Below are 18,148 nucleotides of genomic sequence, written 5' to 3' on the forward strand. Positions count from 1 at the left end.
AGCCGCCTGGAGCCGAGCTCAGACCAGCGTGCAGGACAGCTTGTTGAGGACGCAGCTGGACGGCTTGGACGGGGTCCCCTGCGCGGTGAACACGATCCGCACGGTGCCGCCGGGCGCGATCCCGGTGCGGCCGCGGACGAAGCCGATCTCGCCGGTCCGCACGACGGTGGCGCCGCTGAGGGCGGTGACCGTCGCGTTCGGGATCTTGAACGCGAGCGCCCACTTGCTGACGGGGAGCTGCCCCTTGTTGGCGATGGTGGCGGTGGCCTTGAAGCCGCCGGGAGTGCGGGAGGCGACGCGGAACCCGACGACCAGGCCGTCGGGGCGGCCGCCGCGGCTGGCGCGCTCGCCGGGGCCGCGCTGGGAGACCTGGTTGTCGCGCGGGTCGGTCTGGCTGGTCTTCGGTGAGCCGCCCGCGAAGTTGAGGGAGATCTGCTGGGTGCTCAGCGCGTAGGAGACGATCCCGACGGCGATGACCAGGGCGACGATCGGGAGCAGTGGGAGCGGGAGCACGGAGACGAGCTTCGTCCAGCCGCGCTTGCCGGAGGCGTCGGACGGGTCCGCGGATTCCAGCTCGGGCATCTCGGCGGGGTCCAGAAGCCGTTCGCGCGGCAGTTCGGGGAACGACGACGTGGGAGAGCCCGGGTAGTCGCCGGGGTAGTCCCCAGGGAGCGGTTCGAACCGGTATGGCTCTGGCGGCGGGTCGTGCTGGCGTTCGGCGACCGGCGGGGGCCCCGATCTGACCCGGTCGTGCGGCGACACGTAGACCCGGTCGTCGGTCGGCCCCGAGAAGATGTCGTAGGAGGGGTCGACCGGAGCCCCGTAGTACGACCCTCGCGACGCATCGGCGCCGGGTACGGGGTCGTCTTCCGGTTGCTCAAGCCTGGAGTGTCGTCCCATCCCATCCCTCTTCGATCACAGGATGTATACCAAACCCGCATCAAGCATGCCTACCGGATGCGTCAACGCACCCGGCTGTACGCGCTGTGCGCGCAGGGCGTTCAGGCTGGGAAATGGTCCCACGCTCCGGCCGGCGGTTCACGTCCATCCACGCGTACACCGGTCCCTTCGGCGACGGTTCCGATCCGTGTCCAGGATGGAGGCAGGACGGCGTCCGGCGGGTAGGTTCCGGCGAACCCGTGGTCCTCGCCGCCGGTGAGCACGTGCCCCTGCCCGTCCGGGCCGAGGATCTCCGGGACGGGCAGCGACGCGGAGTCGACGTCGATCCGGACGCCGCTCGCCTCGGCGATGTGCCCGAGGTCCTGGACGAGCCCGTCGCTCACGTCGAGCAGGGCGGTGGCGCCGTGCTTCCGCGCCTCCTCCCCTGCGGTGTAGGGGGGCTCGGGACGGCGGTGCGCCGCGATCAACTCCTCGGGACCGTCCTGCCCGGCCTCCAGCAGCGCGAGGCCGGCGGCAGCGAAGCCGAGCCTGCCCCGGACGGCCACGACGTCGCCGGGGCGGGCCCCGGACCGGGTGAGCGGCGCGGCGCCGCCGAGGTCGCCCAGCGCGGTGATCGCGAGGGTGACCCGCGGCGCGGCGACGACGTCGCCTCCCGCGACGGACGCCCCCGCCGCGCGGCACTCGTCGGCGAGCCCGTCGTAGAGCCGCTCGGCCCAGCCCGCGTCCGTCTCGGGCGGGGCCGCGAAGCCGACGAGCAGCGCCGTGGGGGCCGCGCCCATCGCGACGACGTCGGCGAGGTTCTGCGCGGCGGCCTTGCGGCCGATGTCGTAGGGGCCGGACCAGTCGCGCCGGAAGTGCCGTCCTTCCACGAGGAGGTCGGTGGTGGCGACGACGCGGCCGTCCGGTGCGGCGATCACCGCGGCGTCGTCGCCGGGGCCGAGCCGGACCGCCGGCCCCTGCGGCAACCGCCGGACCAAACGGCCGATCAGGCCGAATTCGCCCAGCTCACCGATCGTCCCCATCTGCGCCGTTCCCCCGTTTTCCCGCGTTTCTCCCGATTCCCACCGGGCACGCCGTACCCCGACCGCCCGTGGCGGCGCGTAACACGATACGGTGAACCGTCCGACGGTTGATTCTCCGCTTGGGGAGGACGTGATGGTGCAGGCCTACATCCTCATCCAGACCGAAGTCGGTAAGGCAGCCGAAGTGGCGGGCCACATCTCCGGCATAACCGGCGTCACCCGGGCGGAGGACGTCACCGGACCCTACGACGTGATCGTCCGAGCGGAGGCGCGCAATGTGGACGAGCTGGGCAAGCTCGTCGTCGCGCAGATCCAGGCGGTCGAGGGCATCACGCGGACCCTCACCTGCCCGATCGTCCACATCTGAGCACCCCCCGACATCCGAGTGCTCGACGCGACCCGCGCGCCCCACAACGCCCCGGCGCTCCACGAAAGCCGAGCACCCGACGGCGGGTGTGCGTCCCAGGCCGGCTGAGCGCTCCACGGCAGCCGAGCCTTTGATGGCAGCTGCGCGCTCCACGACACCCCGGCATTCGACGAACGCAGAGCGCTCGACGGCGGCTGCGCCTCCCAGGGCCTCCGCGCGCCACAGGACAGCCGAACGTCTGACGGCAGTCGTGCGCTCCGCGGCACCCCGGCGTTCTACGAACGCCGAGCGCTCGACGGTGGGTGTGCGTTCCGTGACGCCCGCGCGCTTCATGAGTGCGGGGCGAGGTGCGGCGGGATGGCGGCTCGGGGTGGGCAGGCGTTCCGCGGTCGTGCTCGGTGGTCTGGCGCTGGTCGCGTCGGCGTGCGGTGACGGGGCGGTCCAGGTTCCGGTGCCGAGTCCGGACGCGGTGACCCAGCGGCTGTGCCAGGGGCTGCGGCTGCCGGAGAAGGTCCACGGGCTGAAGCGCCGCGACGCCTCCCCGGACTCGCCGCTGACCGCCGCCTGGGGATCGCCCGCGATCGCGCTGCGCTGCGGGGTGCCGCGGCCCGCGACGCTCCGTCCGGCGTCCGAGCTGGTGACCATCAACGGGATCGACTGGTTCGGGCAGCCCGCCGACCGGCCGGTGACCTTCACCGCCGTGGCGCGGCAGGCCTACGTCGAGGTGACCGTGCCGCCGAAGTACAACCCGGCCGGGGACGTGCTGATCGAGCTGGGCCCCGCGATCGAGGCGACGATCCCGGCGAAGCCCGAGGGGCAGATCTGATCGTCCGGCCCGGGCCGGACCGGCTCCTGCAGACGGGCGGGCCCGTCCTACACGGCGTGCGGTGTCAGGGCGGTCACGACTCTTCCAGCGGCGCTTCGGGCTGTACTTCGACGAGCCGGAGGTGGGCCCCGCGCGGAGCCGCGACGATCGCGGCGACGGCGGCGGCCACGTCGGACGGGCGCAGGAAGTACGGGTGGCGGGCGTGGCCCCACTTCGCCCAGTCCTCCAGGACGGCGCCGGTCGTCTCCGCGTCCCAGCTCATGCCCATGCCGGTCGCGGTCGGTCCGGGCCGGACGATCGACGCCCGCACACCCGTCCCCTCCAGCTCCATCTGCATGGTGCGGGCCATGCCCTCCACGCCGTTCTTGGCCGCGACGTAGGCGCCCGTCCAGGAACGGGGGGCGGGGACGGTGTCGGAGGAGACGAACACGATGTCGCCGCGCCGCCGCGCCACCATCTGCGGGACGAAATGCGAGACGAGCCGGTGCGCGCCGACGAGGTGGACCTGCACCTGCGCGAGGAACTCGGCGGTGTCGAGTTCGTGGACGCGCCCGGCGGACAGGTCGCCTGCGCTGGACACCACGATCTCGATGGGGCCGAGCGCGTCCTCTGCGGCCGCGGCGAACGCCTTGACCGAGTCGGAGTCGGCGACGTCCAGCGGGTGCGCGAACGCCTCTCCCCCGCCGGCGCGGACCGTCGCCGCCAGTTCCTCGCACTTGTCGGTGCGCCGCGCGCCGAGCGCGACGGGGTGCCCGGCCATCGCCAGCGCCGTCGCCGTCGCCGCGCCGATGCCCGAGGAGGCGCCGGCGACCACGGCCGCGCGCCGCTCGGGATGGGGGTCGAACCTGGGCATCTACCGCACCTCCACACGTACGGGCAGCGTCGCGAACCCGCGGACGTTCACCGAGTGGACTCGCTCGGCGTTCTCGTGGTCGACCTCGTAGGAGCCGACGCGGCGCACGAACTCTGTCAGCGCGATGCGCGCCTCCAGCCGTGCCAGGTTCGCGCCGAGGCAGAAGTGCCGCCCGCCGCCGAAGCTGACGAGCTGCGAGGTGTCGCGGTCGAGGTCGTAGGTCTCGGCGTCGGGGAACACGCGCGGGTCGCGGTTGGCAGAGCCGACGAGCAGGAGCACGCGGTCGCCCTCGCGGACCCGCCGCCCGTGCAGTTCGACGTCCCGCACGACCTTCCTGGCGAGCATCTGGCTGGAGGTGTCGTAGCGGAGCGTCTCCTCGATCCAGTCGTCCACGCGGGCCGGGTCGCGGAGCGGCTTGGCGGCCTGGTCCGGGTTGCGCGCCCCCCAGTACAGGGCGTTGGCGAGCAGCTTGGTGGTGGTCTCGTTCCCGGCGACCACCATCAGGAACAGGAACGCGATGACCTCCTCGTCGGTGAGCCGGTCGCCGTCGATCTCGGCGTCCAGCAGCGCCGAGGTCAGGTCGCCGGTCGGCCCGCGGCGCCGTTCGGCGACCATGTCCTGGTAGTAGCCGACGAGGGTGAGCGCCGCGTCCATTCCGGCGGGCGGGACGTCGTTCAGCCCCTCCTCCCGGTGGACGACCGTGTCCGCGAGACGGCGCACCTCGGCCCGGTCGGCCTCGGGGACGCCCATCATCTCCGAGATGACGTCCATGGGCAGCAGGCCCGCGAAGTCGGCGACGAAGTCGAACTCGCCATTCTCCAGGGCGGGCTCCAGGTAGCGCCTGGTCAGCGACAGGATGCCGTCCTCCAGCTCCTTCACCCGCCGTGGCGTGAAGCCCTTGGAGACGAGGGCGCGCATCCGGGTGTGGCGCGGCGGATCGAGCGCGAGGAACGACATCGTCCGGGGCGCGTGCGGGCCCCAGGCGCTCGGCTCCACGGATACGCCGTGGGAGTTGGAGAACGTCGCGTGGTCGCGGAAGGCCGCGGACACGTCGGCGTGCCGGGACAGCGCCCAGAAGCCGATCTCGTCGTTGCGGTAGAGGGGCGCCTCCTCGCGCAGCCGCGCGTAGAGGGGGTAGGGGTCCTCGTGGACGGAGTAGTCGAAGGGGCTGTAGGAGACCTGCGCGGCAGGGTCCACGGCCGTCACCTCACTCGGGAAGTTCGGGGAGGATGAGCTCCGCCATCTCGGCGAGCCGGTCGGCCATGCGGGCGTAGGACGTGTAGCCCATGCCCGCGTACACGAGCGCGCCGGTGTAGGCCAGCTCCAGCGCGCCGAGGATCTTGGGGTCGTCGTGCTCGCGCAGCGCCGCGCGGAGCCGTTCGCGGATCGCGTAGCCGATCCGCATCCGCAGTTCGCGGACGTCGGGGTCGGTGCCGAGCAGCGCGGTGGTGCACGCCGCGGCGAGGTCCGGTTCGTCCGACACCAGCAGCGCGATCTCGCGGAGCGTCTCCACGACCCGCTCGCGGAGCGTCCCGTCCGCCTCCACCGGGGGCAGGGCGCTGAGCCGCCGCCAGAACACCTCGGTGATGAGGTGGTTCTTGGAGGCGAAGTAGGTGTAGGCGGTCGCGGGCGCCACCCCTGCGCGGCGGGCCACGTTGCGGACGGTCAGGCCCTCGTAGCCGGTCTCGCCGACCTCCACCACGGCGGCGTCGGTCAGCCGCCGCACCGTGTCGGCCTGCCGCTCGGTGAGGCGGCGCCGCGTGGACTCGGTCATGGGCTCGGATTTTCCGGACACGTGTCCAGACATTAGTTCAGAAGGCGGGTGCGCGCAACGTCCGGCGTCCCGGACGGCGCGTCACCGTGTGAGGCGGGTGGGATTCGAACCCACTCAGTCAACGACGCTTGGGTTACAGCCAAGCCCGACTCTCCGAACGTCGGCGCCGCCCCTCGCGCGGGCCGCCCGGCCCGCGCCGTACTCCTTCATGGCAGTGCTCTCCTCCTTCGGGCCTGGTGGCCCTCCATCGTCGAGCACTGCGGGCGATCGCTGGCATCGCTACGTCTCGCCTTGGCGGCTCGCTGCGCGATCAGGTTCTCGCTTCGCTCGAACCTGCCTTCGGACGCGATCGCAGCCGGTCAGGTTGTCGCGGGGTTGCGGTGCGGGGTGAGGTCGCCGCGCGACGTTACCGGGCATGGCGCGCACCTGCCCGCAAAGGCTGTAGCCGCGTGTGACTCGCAAGGCGGGCGTCGCTCGCGGCGGGTCGGCCGAGGGCCTCTAGGAGAGGGGATACCGGCCGGGGCGGGCGCGCGACGCCGAGGGCAGTCGAAGTCGATACTGCTCCAGAGCCATGGCCGGTCCTCCTCTCGGGGTCTGGCGTCACCGTCTCCGTCTGGGACGGGCTGACGTCGTCAACGGTGCCACCGGCGGCGCGGCGGCCGCAACGGGTTTTCGCTCAGCTGTCGTCCGGCAGGGCCGCCCCGAACGCGACCAGCGCCCAGAACGCCACCATGATCCAGCCGAGCGCGATCCCGGTCACCGCGAGCCCGAGCCCGCGCTCGCCCGAGCGCCGCAGCCGCACCCAGGCCATGTGCCCGGCGACGATCGCGGGGATGGACGGCAGCCCGCACGTGATCAGCCCGACCGCGCCCATGGACACCGCGTAGATCGCGAGGCTGTTGACGGGCGGCTTGCCGTGCGCGTGGCGCGCGCCCTGGTACTGGTGGGGCGCCGGTGCGGCGTGGCTCTGGTACCCCGCCGCCTGCTGGTACGCGGCCGGCTGCCCGGTCTGCTGCTGGTATCCCGCCGGTTGCCGGTATCTGGTCGACCCCTGCGGCTGCTGGTACACGGCCTGCCGGGCGTCGATGGCGTCGGCGTAGCGGTTCCAGCTCTCCGCCTCGGCGGTCCGTCCCTGCCCGCTGAGCAGGACGGCGAGGTTGCGCATCGCGGCCGGGTCGCCGGCCTGCGCGGCCTGCCGGTACTGCCCCTCGACGAGCGCCGCCGCCTCCCCCGCGGCGAGCGGCGAGACGACCTCCGAAGCCTGGGTTCCCGGTTGGGACGGCGTCTCGGCGCGGTGCCGTCCCGTCCCGTGGGAGGGCGCCTGGGTGTGCGGTCGCGACGGCGTCTCGGTGCGGCGCCGTCCCGGCGCCTGGGTCTGCTGCGAGGGCGGCGCGGACTGCCGGACGCCGCTGGAGATGAGGCCGTCCAGCAGCGACTGGGCGGACGGCCGCCGCGCCGGGTCCTTGGCCAGCGCCGCCTGGACGGCCCTGAGCAGGGTGCCGTCGAGCCCGCCCAGGTCGGGCTCCCCGCTGATGATCTGGTGGATGACCGCCGGCAGCGAGTTGCCGCCGAAGCACGGCCCGCCGCGCGCCGCGAAGGCCACGGTCGCGCCCCAGGCGAACACGTCGGACGCCGGGCTCGCGCCGCGCCCGTCGAGCTGCTCGGGGGCCATGAACGCGGGCGTGCCGACGATGCCGCCGGTCGCGGTGAGGCGCGTCCCGTCCAGGGAGCGGGCGATGCCGAAGTCGATGACGCGCGGACCGAACGTGGACAGCAGCACGTTGGCGGGCTTCAGGTCGCGGTGCACGACACCCGCGTCGTGGATGGCGGTCAGCGCGGTCGCGATGCCGACCGCGACGGCCTCCAGGTCGGCGCCGCGCAGCGGCCCCTCCTTCGCCACGGCGGCGTCCAGGCTCGGGCCGTTGACGAACTCGGTCACCAGGTAGGGCGGGTCCGCGGCGGGGTCGGCGTCCAGGACCGGCGCCGTGCAGAACGGGCGGACGCGCTTGGCCGCCGAGACCTCCGCCTCGAACCGCGCGCGGTACTGCCGGTCGGCGGCGAACTCCCGCCGGATGACCTTGAGTGCGACCTTGCGCCCGGACTCGTCCAGGCCCGCGTACACCGTCCCCATGCCGCCCTCGCCGAGACGGTCGACGACCTGGTAGCGGCCGATGCGCTCCGGCAGGTCGGCGTACGGCACGGGACATTCTCCTCGGGACGGCGAAGGGCCGTACAAGCCTGGCACATCCCTACGCTTCACGCGGCCCCACTCCGCGATCACTCCGGCGCGCGAACCTCAACCAAACTCAGCCCGCCCCGTCCCGGCCACCACCCTGGCGGCGACCTCCGGCGACCGTCCGTCATGCACCGTCCGGCCGAGCACGAGACCCCTCCGAAGCCAAGGCACCAGGCACTTAGGCGGCCAGATCCCTGGCGCGCCCTTCAGCGATCCCGGCTCCCGCCGACCTGCGTGCGTGCTCCCGTACCTACATGCCGAGCAAGATCAGTCGTCACCCGGCTCGAAGATCTCCGCGGCCGCCCGGACGGTGAGCGAACGGGCGAGCCACACGTCCAACCGCGCCATGTCCGCGCACCCAAGGACCCGCTCCCGCTCCGCTTCACTCACCGCGATGCCGCGTTGCTCCAGAACCCGCACGACAGAACCAGTGCGCGCCTCGACGTAAGCCTGGGCATAGGCCTGGGCATACGACTCTGCCCGGCCCTTTGCCACGCCTCGGGCATAGGCCCTCGCACGACAGTGTTCGTAGAGAGGCGATTCGGCTCCTATTGCGCCCGCACCGGACGAGGCGTTGACGGGGCCCGCCGCCTCGAGCGGTCTAAACTCCTCAGCCGAATCACTTGTCAAGCGATTCCTCGCTCTTCCCCTCGGCCAAAGATCTCCGCGGCCGTCTCGACGGTAAGCGAACGACCCAGCCATGCATCCAGCCGCACCATATCCGTGCAGCCCAGGAACCGGTCCCGCTCCTCCTCGCTGACCTTGATGCCCCGATTCTCCAGATTCCTGATCACGGCAAGGGCCAGTCCCTTGGCCTCCCCCTTGACTGCTGCGCGGGCCAGGAAGGAGTCGTAGTAGGGCGACTCGGTCTGCATCATGATCTCCAGGGTCTTGCGTGCCGCCTCGGGTAGGACCGCCTGCACGTACTCATAGTAACGATGGGCTTGTTCCTCGTCGGTCTCTGCCAGCTTGTTCGCGCCGTCGAAGGCGCTTCGCAGGATGTTCGTCTGGTGCTCGCCCGAGCCGTGAAATAAGGCGGACAGGACGCCCATGGCGGGGTCGGCGGCGATCTGGGCGCCGTCTTTCATCAGCGGGACGTGTTCAGGGCCCAGGACGAGCGGGGTGAGGGTGTGGCCCGGGTGGCCGGTGTCGATCCGGATGCTGCACCACTCGGCGACCGCGGGGTCGGGGGCGATCACCAGGAGGACGGTGGGGCAGCGCTGGCGGTTGCGGAGGGTGGCGAGGTAGAGCGGCCACGTCCAGCGCTTGTCCTCGGCTCTCTTGCGCTGGACCTCGACCACCACGCCCGTGGGGCCGCGGGAGGTTTCCAGGATGATCGCCGCGTCGGCGGTGTACTCCTTCGTCTTGAGGTCGGTGAAGGACTCTGAGACGTCCCTGGCCTGCCGGACTTCGCCGAGGGGGACGCCCATCTCGGTGAGCAGTTCCGCGGCGAGCATGGGGGGCCAGCGGAACAGCTCTGCCGAGACGTCATGTTCCTGCGTCGGCATGCGTTCGACACTAAGGGCAATCGAAAGATCACACTCTGTGTTCGCTTGATTGTTCGATGAATGTGAGCCAGGCCACATTCCATAGTGGGACGTACCACGTGAATTTGCGGGGGCACCTTGCGTCGCCGTGGGGCCTGAACGGTAGTCTGGACACGTGTCCAGAACAACCGATCGCTTGCTTCTCCTGGACGGGCGGCTCGTCCCGGGGACGGGCGGCGCCTTCGAGACGATCAATCCCGCGACCGAGGAGGTGCTCGGCACCGCCGCCGACGCCTCCGCAGACGACATGGACCGGGCGATCGCTGCGGCCCGCCGCGCGTTCGACGAGACCGGCTGGGCGACCGACCACGCCTTCCGCGCGCGGTGCCTGCGGCAGCTCCGGGAGGGGCTGCGGCGGCGCGCCGACGAGCTGCGCGAACTCACGATCAAGGAGGTGGGCGCGCCGAGGTTCCTCACGTTCGGGGCCCAGCTGGACGCGCCCGTCGACGACCTCGGTTGGTTCGCCGACCTGGTCGAGGGCTACGCCTGGGAGCAGGACCTCGGACGGGCCGAGCCGATGGGGATGCCCAGCCACCGGCGGGTGGTCCGGGAGGCGGTGGGCGTCGTCGGCGCGATCACCCCGTGGAACTTCCCGCACCAGATCAACCTCGCCAAGCTGGGGCCGGCGCTCGCGGCGGGCAACACGGTGGTGCTGAAGCCGGCGCCCGACACGCCCTGGTGCGCGGCGGTCCTCGGCGAGGTCATCGCGGAGGACACCGACATCCCGCCGGGCGTGGTCAACGTGGTCACCTCCTCCGATCACGTGCTGGGCGCCCAGCTCACCCAGGACCCCCGCGTCGACCTGGTGTCGTTCACCGGCTCCACGGCGACGGGGCGGAGCGTGATGACGAGCGCGGCCGGGACGCTCAAGCGGGTGTTCCTGGAGCTCGGCGGCAAGTCGGCCTTCGTCGTGCTGGACGACGCCGACCTGCGGGCGGCTTGCTCCTACGCGGCGTTCGCGGGGGTCGCCCATGCCGGGCAGGGGTGCGCGATCACGACCCGGATCCTCGTCCCGCGCGAGCGCCACGACGAGGCCGTCGAGACCACCGCCAAGGCGCTGGCGAGGCTCGGCGCCGGGGACCCGCAGGACGACCGGACGATCTGCGGCCCGGTCATCTCGGCGCGGCAGCGCGAGCGGATCGAGGGCTACCTGGAGCTGGCCGCGAAGGACGGCGGCGCGTTCGCGTGCGGCGGCGGCCGCCCGGAGGGCCGGGACAAGGGCTTCTGGATCGAGCCGACGCTGATCACGGGGCTGACCAACGACTCGCGCGCGGCGCGGGAGGAGATCTTCGGACCGGTGCTGGTGATCCTGCCGCATGACGGCGACGACGACGCGGTGCGGATCGCGAACGACTCGCCGTACGGGCTGTCGGGCGCGGTGCACGCCGGCGACGTCGAGCGGGCGCGCGCGGTCGCGAAGAGGTTGCGGACCGGGACGGTGAGCGTGAACGGCGGCGTCTGGTACGGCGCGGACGTTCCGTTCGGCGGTTACAAGCAGTCGGGCATCGGCCGGGAGATGGGCGTGGCCGGGTTCGAGGAGTACCTGGAGACCAAGGCGATCGCGGAGGGCGTGTGAGGTTCGAGGGAAAGGTCGCGGTCGTCACCGGGGCCGCGCGGGGAATCGGTGAGGCGTACGCGCGGGCGCTGGCCGCGGAGGGCGCCGGGGTGGTCGTGGCGGACGTGGACGAGCGCGGCCGGGACGTCGCGGACGAGATCAAGGGCCTGTTCGTGCGGACGGACGTGTCCGACCCCGCGTCCGTCGAGGCCATGGCGGAGAAGGCCGTGGAGCGCTTCGGCGGGATCGACCATCTGGTCAACAACGCCGCCATCTTCGGGACGATGAAGCTCGACTTCCTCTTCACCGTCGACTGGGACTACTACAAGAAGTTCATGTCGGTGAACATGGACGGCGCGTTGCTGTGCACCCGCGCCTGCTACCCGCACATGCAGGCGCGAGGGGGCGGTTCCATCGTCAACCAGTCGTCCACGGCGGCGTGGCAGTACTCGGGCTTCTACGGGCTCGCGAAGGTCGGTGTCAACGGGCTCACGCAGCAGCTCGCGCACGAGCTGGGCAGCATGGACATCCGCGTGAACGCGATCGCGCCGGGTCCGATCGACACCGAGGCCAACCGGACGGTGGTGCCGGGGAACATGTCGCAGAAGATCGTCCGGGACAAGATGGCGCTCAAGCGGATGGGGACGCCCGAGGACCTCGTGGGCGCCTGCCTGTTCCTGCTGTCGGACGACGCCGCGTGGATCACCGGCCAGATCATCAACGTGGACGGCGGCGAGGTGTTCCGCGCATGAGCGATGCGGACCGGGAGGCGCGGGCCGTCCCGGAGGGCGAGCGCATGGCGGTCGGCTTCATCGGGCTCGGCCAGATGGGGGCGCCGATGGCGGCCCACCTGGCCGGCGAGGGTCTGGTCGTGTACGACGCGCGGCCCGAGGCGGTGGCGCCGCTGGTGAAGGCGGGCGCGCGGGCGGCCAGGAGCGTCGCGGACGTCGCCGCGCACTGCGACCTGGTCTCGGTCATGGTGCGTGACGACGACCAGGTGAACGAGGTGGGCGAGGAGGTGCTGGCGAGCGCCCGTCGGGGCACGGTCCTCGCGATCCACTCGACGATCCGCGCGCGGACCGCCGAGGGCCTGGCGTCGCGGGCCCGCCGGTACGAGATCGAGGTGGTGGACGCGCCGGTGAGCGGCGGGTTCATGGGGGCGAGCGCGGGCAGCCTCGCGGTGATGGTCGGCGGGACGCGGGAGGCGTTCGAGCGCTGCCGCGAGCCGTTCGGCGCCTGGGCGGACCTCGTCCTGCACATGGGGCCGGTCGGCGCGGGCACCCGCACGAAGCTGGCCCGCAACATGCTGCACTTCATCTCGTTCACCGCCGCCGCCGAGGCGCAGCGGCTCGCGGAGGCGGCGGGGGTGTCGCTGCGCAAGCTCGGCCGGGTGGTCCGGCACACCGACGCGATCACCGGCGGGGCCGGTTCCATCATGCTGCGGCCGACGACGGCGCCGCTGGCGCCTGACGACGACCTGTACGACATCCTGCGGCACACGCGCGACCTCGGCGAGAAGGACCTGTCCCTCGCGCTGGAGCTGGCCGACGAGCTGGGAGTCGACGCCCCGCTCGCCCGGATCGCGCTCGACCGGTTCGGGGCGGGGCTGGGGTTGGGGGGAGAGGCCCATGAATGAGCGGAGCGAACCGGGGGGTGTGGGGGGTCGTCCCCCCACAGGGAACGCCTCTGAGCGGAGCGAACCGGGAGGTGTGGAGGGTCGTCCCCCCACAGGGAACGCCTCTGAGCGGAGCGAACCGGGGGGTGTGGAGGGTCGTCCCCCCACAGGGAACGCCTCTGAGCGGAGCGAACCGGGGGGTGTGGAGGGACGGCCTGATGTGGAGGGTGCGGCATCGGAGGTCGGTCTGCCTGAGGGGCGGCGCGAGCGCGGGTTGGAGATGATGCGCCGGGTCTACGGCTGGGAGGTCTCGGACGGGCCCGGCGACTTCTTCGGCATCACCGTCGAGCACCTCTTCGGCGACATCTGGACGCGCCCCGGGCTGAGCATGCGCGACCGGCGGCTCCTGCTCGTCGGGGTCCTCGCGGGCCAGGGGCTGAACGACGTCCTCGACATCCAGATCCCGGCGGCGCTGGCAAACGGGGAGCTGTCGCCGGACGAACTGCGCGAGATCGGCGTGTTCCTGACCCACTACATCGGCTGGCCGCTCGGCTCGAAGCTGAGCGTCCAGATCGACACGCTGATCGCCAGACATGAGAAGCACGCGCGGCGGGACGGTTAGCAGAGCCGCGGGGACGGGGCGGGCATCAGCATCGGGCCCGTCACGCGGAACCGTTCGACGCCCTGCCGGGTGAGGCTGATACGCAGGTCGATCCAGCCGGACCGGCCGGCGTCGCCGCAGTCCTGGGCGCCCCGCCGCGGGAAGTGGAGGTCGCCCACGGACAGCTTCGCGCCCCGCACGTGCACCGGCAGCAGGAGGCGCGAACCGGCGCCGAGCGGGGCGATGAGGCATCCGCCCACGTCGCGGCCCCGCGCGTCGCCCGGTACGGACACCGGGTCTGGCGGGGCGCAGCCGATGATCCCGGGGTGCCCGCCGGCGTCGCGGCCGCCTCCGGGATGTCCGACGGCGAGCACGTCCACCACGATGACGTCGCCGGGTTCCGCGCCGACGACGACGAGCGGGCCGCACAGCAGGACGCCGCCGGGTTCCCGGCCGGGGCACTCCATCCGGACGGAGCCGCCCGTGATGACCTCCGCGACGCCCGTGATGTCCGGGTGCCAGTGGGAGTGTCCGAGGACGTCCCGCATCCCGGGGTCGTCCAGGTCGAACACGGCTGGTGAGGGCATCGGGCAGCGCTCCTTCCGGGTGGTGAACCAGGCGGTGGTCCGATCGTGCCGGGCCGCTGTTTCCGGACGGTTTCGGCGTGCTGACGCTCGCGTAATACGGCCATCACCGAAAAATCCCGGGGGCTCGGGGGGAACCGGGTGCCGGACGCGAGCGTCCAAGGTCAATGCGCGGTCGCATCTTCGTCCCGGTCGCGACGACGGTCCTGCTGGCCGTGACCGCCGGGTGTACCCCGTCAGGAGAGGCCCCCGGCCGGACCATCCCCGAGAGGCCGCCGGTGCGGCTTGTCGCCTATGACGACTGCGAAGCGCTCCACGACGAGCTGCGCCGCGCCACTCTGGACAAGGTCGGCCCGTACGGGCTCAGCCGCCCACCCGACGACGTCGCGGCGTTGGGGAAGGCTCCGATGGCCAGCGGAGAGTCCGGGTCGGCTCCCGAGCACTCCACCACGAACTCGCACGAGCCGGGCGCGGACGAGCCCGACCAGGTGAAGACCGACGGCCGCAGGATCGTCGCATTCGCGCAGGGGCGGCTCAGGGTCATCGATCCGGCGTCCCGCAAGGTGACGCACACGCTGAGGATGCCGGACGGCACCCGGTACGACAGCGGCGAGCTGCTGCTGAGCGGTGACCGTGCGCTCGTGCTGACGCGGCAGACGAGGGCCGTCGCCTCCGCAGGGCCGGAGCCGGGCGCCGCGAAGCCGGGACAGCCGATGCAGATCATGCGCCTGACCCTGGTCGATCTGTCCGGAAAGCCGAAGGTCGCCGGGACCATGACGTCCGGCGCCGACTATCTCGACGCCCGGCAGACCGGCTCCGTGGTCCGGGTGGTGGTGAGGTCGGAGCCGAGCATCTACTTCCCCGGCGAGGAAGGCCTGAAGAAGGCCACCGAGGCGAACCGGGGGGCGGTGCTGAAGGCGCCGCTCGAGGCATGGCTGCCGTCCTTCGAGGTCGAGGGCGGCCAGACGTACCGGACGCCGTGCGACCAGGTCAGCCGGCCGTCCTCGTACGCGGGTTCCTCGATGCTGACCCTGCTGACGTTCGACCTGTCGAAGGGCCTCGGCGACCCGCTGCCGGTCGCGGTGGCCGCCGACGGCTCGACCGTCTACGGCAACGGCAAGAGCCTGTACGTCACCGGCACTCCCCCGGAGCTCCTCGCTGGTCCCCGCGAGAAGGTGGCCGAGCCGCGCACGGACGTCTTCAAGTTCGACCTCGGCGGTGCCGGGCGCCCCCGGTACGCGGCCTCCGGCTCGGTCAAGGGCTTCCTGCTGAACCAGTACTCGATGTCGGAGCACGAAGGGAACCTGCGCCTCGCCGCGACGACCGGCCGCCTGGAACCCGGCGGCCGGGCATCGCAGAGCTCGGTGTACGTCCTGGCCCGGCACGGCTCCCGCCTCGACCAGATCGGACGGCTCGACGGGCTCGGGAAGGGCGAGCGCATCTACTCCGTCCGATTCGTCGGCGCCACCGGCTACGTCGTGACGTTCCGGCAGACCGACCCCCTGTACGTCGTCGACCTGAAGGACCCCCGGCGCCCCCGCTCCACCGGCGAACTCAAGATCAACGGCTACTCCGCGTACCTGCACCCCACGGCGGACGGGAAGCTCCTCGGCGTGGGGCAGGACGCCGACCCCTCCGGCCGGACGGGCGGCCTCCAGGTCTCCCTCTTCGACGTCTCCGGCGAGCCCCGACGGATCGGCGCCTACAGGCTCCCCGGGTCGAACTCGCAGGCGGAGTTCGACGCGCACGCGTTCCTGTACTGGCCGAAGACCGGTCTCACGGTCGTCCCGGTGGCGCAGCGGGACGGCGGCGCGCCCCGGGCCCTCGGTCTCAAGGTCACCGGTTCCGAGATCACCGAGGTCGGGACGGTTCGGCACCCGGGCGAGCGCTACGGCGGCGGTGTCAGCCGATCGCTCGTCATCGGCGGCACCCTCTGGACGTTCTCCGACGAAGGCGCGCACGCCGCCGACGCGTCCACCCTCAAGGGCGGCGACTGGCTCCCCTACGACTGACGCGCCGCGCCCCGGCCCCGCCTTGCGGAACCGCCGCCTCGGGCCGTCGAGCGACTAGCGCAGCCCGGTCGAGCGCTGGAGCGCCGTCTGGATGAGGCGGTCGACCAGGGCCGGGTAGTCCAGTCCCGTCGCCGCCCACATCTGCGGGAACGCCGACGCCGGGGTGAAGCCCGGCATCGTGTTGATCTCGTTGAGGATCCAGCGGCCGTCCGGGGTGTGGAAGAAGTCGACCCGGGCGAGGCCCTCGCAGTCGAGCGCGTCGAACGCCTGCACGGCGACGCGGCGGACCTCCTCGATCGCGGCGGGAGGGAGGTCGGGCGGGATCGCCATGGTGGTGGAGCCGTCGAGGTACTTCGTCTCGAAGTCGTAGAAGTCGTGGTCGCCCGCCATCAGCACCTCGGCGGGCAGGCTGGCCTCGGCGGGGCCGTCGTCCAGGCCCTGCAGGACGCCGCACTCGATCTCGCGGCCCTCGACGGCGGCCTCCACGATGACCTTCGGGTCGTGCTCGCGGGCCGCCTCGACCGCGGCCTCCAGGTCGGACTCGGCGGTCACGCGGGTGATGCCCATGCTCGAACCGGCGCGGGCGGGCTTGACGAACACCGGCGTCCCGTCGGCGAGGCCGAGCTCCCTGACGACCTCGTCGAGCTTGCGCTTGCGCTCGCGCCGCCACTCGCGGTCGCCGATCAGCACGTACGGGCCGACGGGCAGACCCCGCGCCTGCCAGACGAGCTTCATGAACCCCTTGTCCATGCCGACCGCGCTGGCCAGCACGCCGGCGCCCACGTAGCGGATGCCGGCGAGGTCGAGGAGGCCCTGGATCGTGCCGTCCTCGCCGTAGGGGCCGTGCAGGAGCGGCAGCACCACGTCGACGTCGCCGAGGGTCGCGGGCACCTCGCCCGGCTGGACCACCATCAGGCCGCGGGTCTCGGGATCGAACGGCAGCGCGAGGACGCCGCCCTCCCCGGTCACCTCGGGCAGCCGGCCGCCCTCGATCACGAGGCGCAGGTCCTCGGGCGGGAGCACCCAGCGCCCGTCGCGGGCGATGCCGATCGGCACCACCTCGTACCGGTCCCGGTCGATGGCGGCCATCACGGCGCCCGCGGTGACGCAGGAGATCGCGTGCTCGGAGCTGCGCCCGCCGAACACCACGGCCACGCGGATCCTAGAAACCTGGGACATGACGCCCGACCCTACCGGTGATCACCACGGGTCGGCCACGAGCGAACCGGGCGCGGGGCGCGGTCACGCCGTCACACCCCGTACCGCTCGGGCTTCGGGGACCGCGAAATCAGCGAGATCGCCGCCTCCTTGATCGGTATGCCGCGGTGCAGGACGGCGGTGACGGCCTCGGTGATCGGCATCTCCACGTTGTGCTTGCGCGCCAGCTCCAGCACCGCCTCGGCCGACTTGACGCCCTCCGCGGTCTGCTTGGTGACGGCGATGACCTCGTCCAGGGTCATGCCGCGGCCGAGGTTCTCGCCGAACGTGCGGTTGCGGGCGAGCGGCGAGACGCAGGAGGCGACGAGGTCGCCCATCCCGGCGAGGCCCGCGAAGGTGTGCTCGTCGGCGCCGAGGGCGGCGCCCAGCCGGGCGATCTCGGCCAGCCCGCGGGTCATCAGCAGGGCCTGGGTGTTGGCGCCGAACCCGAGCCCGACCGACATCCCGACGCACAGGGCGACGACGTTCTTCACCGCGCCGCCGAGCTCGACGCCGATCACGTCCGTGGAGGTGTAGACGCGGAAGTAGGACGTCATGGTGGCGGCCTGGAGGCCCCGCGCGGCGTGCTCGTCCACGCACGCGGCGACCGCGGCGCTGGGCTCCCCGGTGGCGATCTCGCGCGCCACGTTCGGGCCGCTGAACACCGCGACCCGCTCCTCGGGGACGTCGGCGACCTCGCGGATCACCTCCGACATGCGGCGGGTGGTGCCGAGCTCGACGCCCTTCATCAGGCTGACCAGGACCGCCTCGCGCGGCAGCAGCGGGACCCAGCCGCCGAGGTTGTGCCGGAGCGTCTGGGCCGGGACGGCGAGCGCCACGAAGTCGGCGCCGCGCAGGGCCTCCGCCGGGTCCAGCGTCGCGCGGACGGCCTCGGGGAGCGGGACGCCAGGCAGGTAGTCGGTGTTCTCGTGCCGTTCGTTGATGCCCTCGACGACCTCCGGGCGGCGTCCCCACATGGTGACCTCGCCGCCCGCGTCGTGCAGCATCATCGCGAACGTGGTGCCCCAGGACCCGGAGCCCATCACCGCGGTACGGAAG

At 72.4% G+C, this 18,148-nt stretch carries 18 protein-coding genes and 1 tRNA gene; 7 read left to right on the forward strand and 12 right to left on the reverse strand.

The genetic code is table 11. From position 1 onward, the window contains the following. Nucleotides 1–18: 18 nt before the first annotated feature. Together FKD65_RS12190 and FKD65_RS12195 are read right to left on the reverse strand one after the other, a co-directional pair. A complete protein-coding gene (locus tag FKD65_RS12190; protein ID WP_141577611.1) occupies nucleotides 19–900 on the reverse strand; it encodes a cellulose binding domain-containing protein in 882 nt (293 codons plus the stop codon). Between the two features lie 101 nt (nucleotides 901–1,001). Next, nucleotides 1,002–1,922 carry a thiamine-phosphate kinase gene (locus FKD65_RS12195; RefSeq protein ID WP_141577612.1) on the reverse strand — a complete coding sequence of 307 codons (921 nt, stop codon included), beginning with the start codon at nucleotides 1,920–1,922 and terminating at the stop codon, nucleotides 1,002–1,004. A 133-nt stretch (nucleotides 1,923–2,055) separates the two neighbouring features. On the opposite strand from FKD65_RS12195, the gene FKD65_RS12200 reads away from it, so the two are divergent. Both FKD65_RS12200 and FKD65_RS12205 read left to right on the forward strand, forming a co-directional pair. Further along, nucleotides 2,056–2,289, forward strand: coding sequence for an Lrp/AsnC family transcriptional regulator (locus FKD65_RS12200; RefSeq protein ID WP_141577613.1), 234 nt, complete (start codon nucleotides 2,056–2,058; stop codon nucleotides 2,287–2,289). Between the two features lie 370 nt (nucleotides 2,290–2,659). Further along, nucleotides 2,660–3,115, forward strand: coding sequence for a DUF3515 domain-containing protein (locus FKD65_RS12205; RefSeq protein ID WP_240810106.1), 456 nt, complete (start codon nucleotides 2,660–2,662; stop codon nucleotides 3,113–3,115). Nucleotides 3,116–3,188: 73 nt separating this feature from the next. Here the strand turns inward: FKD65_RS12205 and FKD65_RS12210 are convergent, their stop codons facing one another. From FKD65_RS12210 to FKD65_RS12235, 7 genes are all read right to left on the reverse strand, one after another. Next, the gene (locus FKD65_RS12210) at nucleotides 3,189–3,968 is read right to left on the reverse strand and encodes an SDR family oxidoreductase (RefSeq protein ID WP_141577614.1); all 780 of its coding nucleotides are present in this window, start codon (nucleotides 3,966–3,968) and stop codon (nucleotides 3,189–3,191) included. After that, nucleotides 3,969–5,165, reverse strand: coding sequence for a cytochrome P450 (locus FKD65_RS12215; RefSeq protein WP_205718638.1), 1,197 nt, complete (start codon nucleotides 5,163–5,165; stop codon nucleotides 3,969–3,971). Nucleotides 5,166–5,175: 10 nt separating this feature from the next. Further along, nucleotides 5,176–5,742 carry a TetR/AcrR family transcriptional regulator gene (locus FKD65_RS12220; protein WP_205718639.1) on the reverse strand — a complete coding sequence of 189 codons (567 nt, stop codon included), beginning with the start codon at nucleotides 5,740–5,742 and terminating at the stop codon, nucleotides 5,176–5,178. 89 nt (nucleotides 5,743–5,831) lie between these two features. After that, nucleotides 5,832–5,915, reverse strand: a tRNA-Tyr gene (locus tag FKD65_RS44160). 503 nt (nucleotides 5,916–6,418) lie between these two features. After that, nucleotides 6,419–7,942 (reverse strand): protein kinase, encoded by a 1,524-nt coding sequence (locus FKD65_RS12225; protein ID WP_141577617.1) that lies wholly within the window; start codon nucleotides 7,940–7,942, stop codon nucleotides 6,419–6,421. A 303-nt stretch (nucleotides 7,943–8,245) separates the two neighbouring features. Next, entirely contained in the window at nucleotides 8,246–8,473 is a 228-nt protein-coding gene (locus tag FKD65_RS12230) for a hypothetical protein (protein ID WP_141577618.1), read from the reverse strand. 131 nt (nucleotides 8,474–8,604) lie between these two features. Next, nucleotides 8,605–9,486, reverse strand: coding sequence for a hypothetical protein (locus tag FKD65_RS12235; RefSeq protein WP_141577619.1), 882 nt, complete (start codon nucleotides 9,484–9,486; stop codon nucleotides 8,605–8,607). Nucleotides 9,487–9,640: 154 nt separating this feature from the next. Here FKD65_RS12235 and FKD65_RS12240 point away from each other — a divergent pair, with 154 nt between their 5' ends. The 4 genes from FKD65_RS12240 to FKD65_RS12255 all read left to right on the forward strand — a co-directional run bounded on the left by FKD65_RS12240 (nucleotide 9,641) and on the right by FKD65_RS12255 (nucleotide 13,317). Beyond that, nucleotides 9,641–11,101 (forward strand): aldehyde dehydrogenase, encoded by a 1,461-nt coding sequence (locus tag FKD65_RS12240; RefSeq protein WP_141577620.1) that lies wholly within the window; start codon nucleotides 9,641–9,643, stop codon nucleotides 11,099–11,101. Further along, a complete protein-coding gene (locus FKD65_RS12245; protein WP_141577621.1) occupies nucleotides 11,098–11,832 on the forward strand; it encodes an SDR family oxidoreductase in 735 nt (244 codons plus the stop codon). The genes FKD65_RS12240 and FKD65_RS12245 overlap by 4 nt, the downstream gene beginning before the upstream one ends. After that, nucleotides 11,829–12,716 carry an NAD(P)-dependent oxidoreductase gene (locus FKD65_RS12250; protein ID WP_141577622.1) on the forward strand — a complete coding sequence of 296 codons (888 nt, stop codon included), beginning with the start codon at nucleotides 11,829–11,831 and terminating at the stop codon, nucleotides 12,714–12,716. The genes FKD65_RS12245 and FKD65_RS12250 overlap by 4 nt, the downstream gene beginning before the upstream one ends. Nucleotides 12,717–12,915: 199 nt before the next feature. Beyond that, on the forward strand, nucleotides 12,916–13,317 hold the full coding sequence (locus FKD65_RS12255) for a carboxymuconolactone decarboxylase family protein (protein ID WP_240810107.1): 402 nt from the start codon (nucleotides 12,916–12,918) through the stop codon (nucleotides 13,315–13,317). Here the strand turns inward: FKD65_RS12255 and FKD65_RS12260 are convergent. Further along, on the reverse strand, nucleotides 13,314–13,883 hold the full coding sequence (locus FKD65_RS12260) for an acetamidase/formamidase family protein (RefSeq protein WP_141577623.1): 570 nt from the start codon (nucleotides 13,881–13,883) through the stop codon (nucleotides 13,314–13,316). The two genes, FKD65_RS12255 and FKD65_RS12260, sit on opposite strands and share 4 nt — an antisense overlap. Nucleotides 13,884–14,047: 164 nt before the next feature. Between FKD65_RS12260 and FKD65_RS12265 the strand changes: the two genes are divergently transcribed. Next, nucleotides 14,048–15,892, forward strand: a complete 1,845-nt coding sequence (locus tag FKD65_RS12265; RefSeq protein ID WP_141577624.1) for a beta-propeller domain-containing protein — start codon at nucleotides 14,048–14,050, stop codon at nucleotides 15,890–15,892. 54 nt (nucleotides 15,893–15,946) lie between these two features. On the opposite strand, the gene FKD65_RS12270 is transcribed toward FKD65_RS12265, so the two are convergent. Next, the gene (locus tag FKD65_RS12270) at nucleotides 15,947–17,071 is read right to left on the reverse strand and encodes a D-alanine--D-alanine ligase family protein (RefSeq protein ID WP_141577625.1); all 1,125 of its coding nucleotides are present in this window, start codon (nucleotides 17,069–17,071) and stop codon (nucleotides 15,947–15,949) included. A gap of 71 nt (nucleotides 17,072–17,142) precedes the next feature. Beyond that, complete coding sequence (locus FKD65_RS12275; protein ID WP_141586773.1) at nucleotides 17,143–18,132, reverse strand: NAD(P)H-dependent glycerol-3-phosphate dehydrogenase; 990 nt, start codon at nucleotides 18,130–18,132, stop codon at nucleotides 17,143–17,145. Nucleotides 18,133–18,148: the final 16 nt, after the last annotated feature.

Origin of the sequence: Actinomadura sp. WMMA1423 (assembly GCF_006547145.1) — a bacterium.
Lineage (GTDB): Bacteria > Actinomycetota > Actinomycetes > Streptosporangiales > Streptosporangiaceae > Spirillospora.

Excerpts from the sequence above, each read along its gene's own strand:
- FKD65_RS12190 (WP_141577611.1), bottom strand. The coding sequence starts at position 900 with ATGGGACGACACTCCAGGCTTGAGCAACCGGAAGACGACCCCGTACCC.
- FKD65_RS12195 (WP_141577612.1), bottom strand. The coding sequence starts at position 1,922 with ATGGGGACGATCGGTGAGCTGGGCGAATTCGGCCTGATCGGCCGTTTG.
- FKD65_RS12200 (WP_141577613.1), top strand. The coding sequence starts at position 2,056 with ATGGTGCAGGCCTACATCCTCATCCAGACCGAAGTCGGTAAGGCAGCC.
- FKD65_RS12210 (WP_141577614.1), bottom strand. The coding sequence starts at position 3,968 with ATGCCCAGGTTCGACCCCCATCCCGAGCGGCGCGCGGCCGTGGTCGCC.
- FKD65_RS12220 (WP_205718639.1), bottom strand. The coding sequence starts at position 5,742 with ATGACCGAGTCCACGCGGCGCCGCCTCACCGAGCGGCAGGCCGACACG.
- FKD65_RS12235 (WP_141577619.1), bottom strand. The coding sequence starts at position 9,486 with ATGCCGACGCAGGAACATGACGTCTCGGCAGAGCTGTTCCGCTGGCCC.
- FKD65_RS12250 (WP_141577622.1), top strand. The coding sequence starts at position 11,829 with ATGAGCGATGCGGACCGGGAGGCGCGGGCCGTCCCGGAGGGCGAGCGC.
- FKD65_RS12260 (WP_141577623.1), bottom strand. The coding sequence starts at position 13,883 with ATGCCCTCACCAGCCGTGTTCGACCTGGACGACCCCGGGATGCGGGAC.
- FKD65_RS12265 (WP_141577624.1), top strand. The coding sequence starts at position 14,048 with ATGCGCGGTCGCATCTTCGTCCCGGTCGCGACGACGGTCCTGCTGGCC.
- FKD65_RS12270 (WP_141577625.1), bottom strand. The coding sequence starts at position 17,071 with ATGTCCCAGGTTTCTAGGATCCGCGTGGCCGTGGTGTTCGGCGGGCGC.
- FKD65_RS12275 (WP_141586773.1), bottom strand. The coding sequence starts at position 18,132 with ATGGGCTCCGGGTCCTGGGGCACCACGTTCGCGATGATGCTGCACGAC.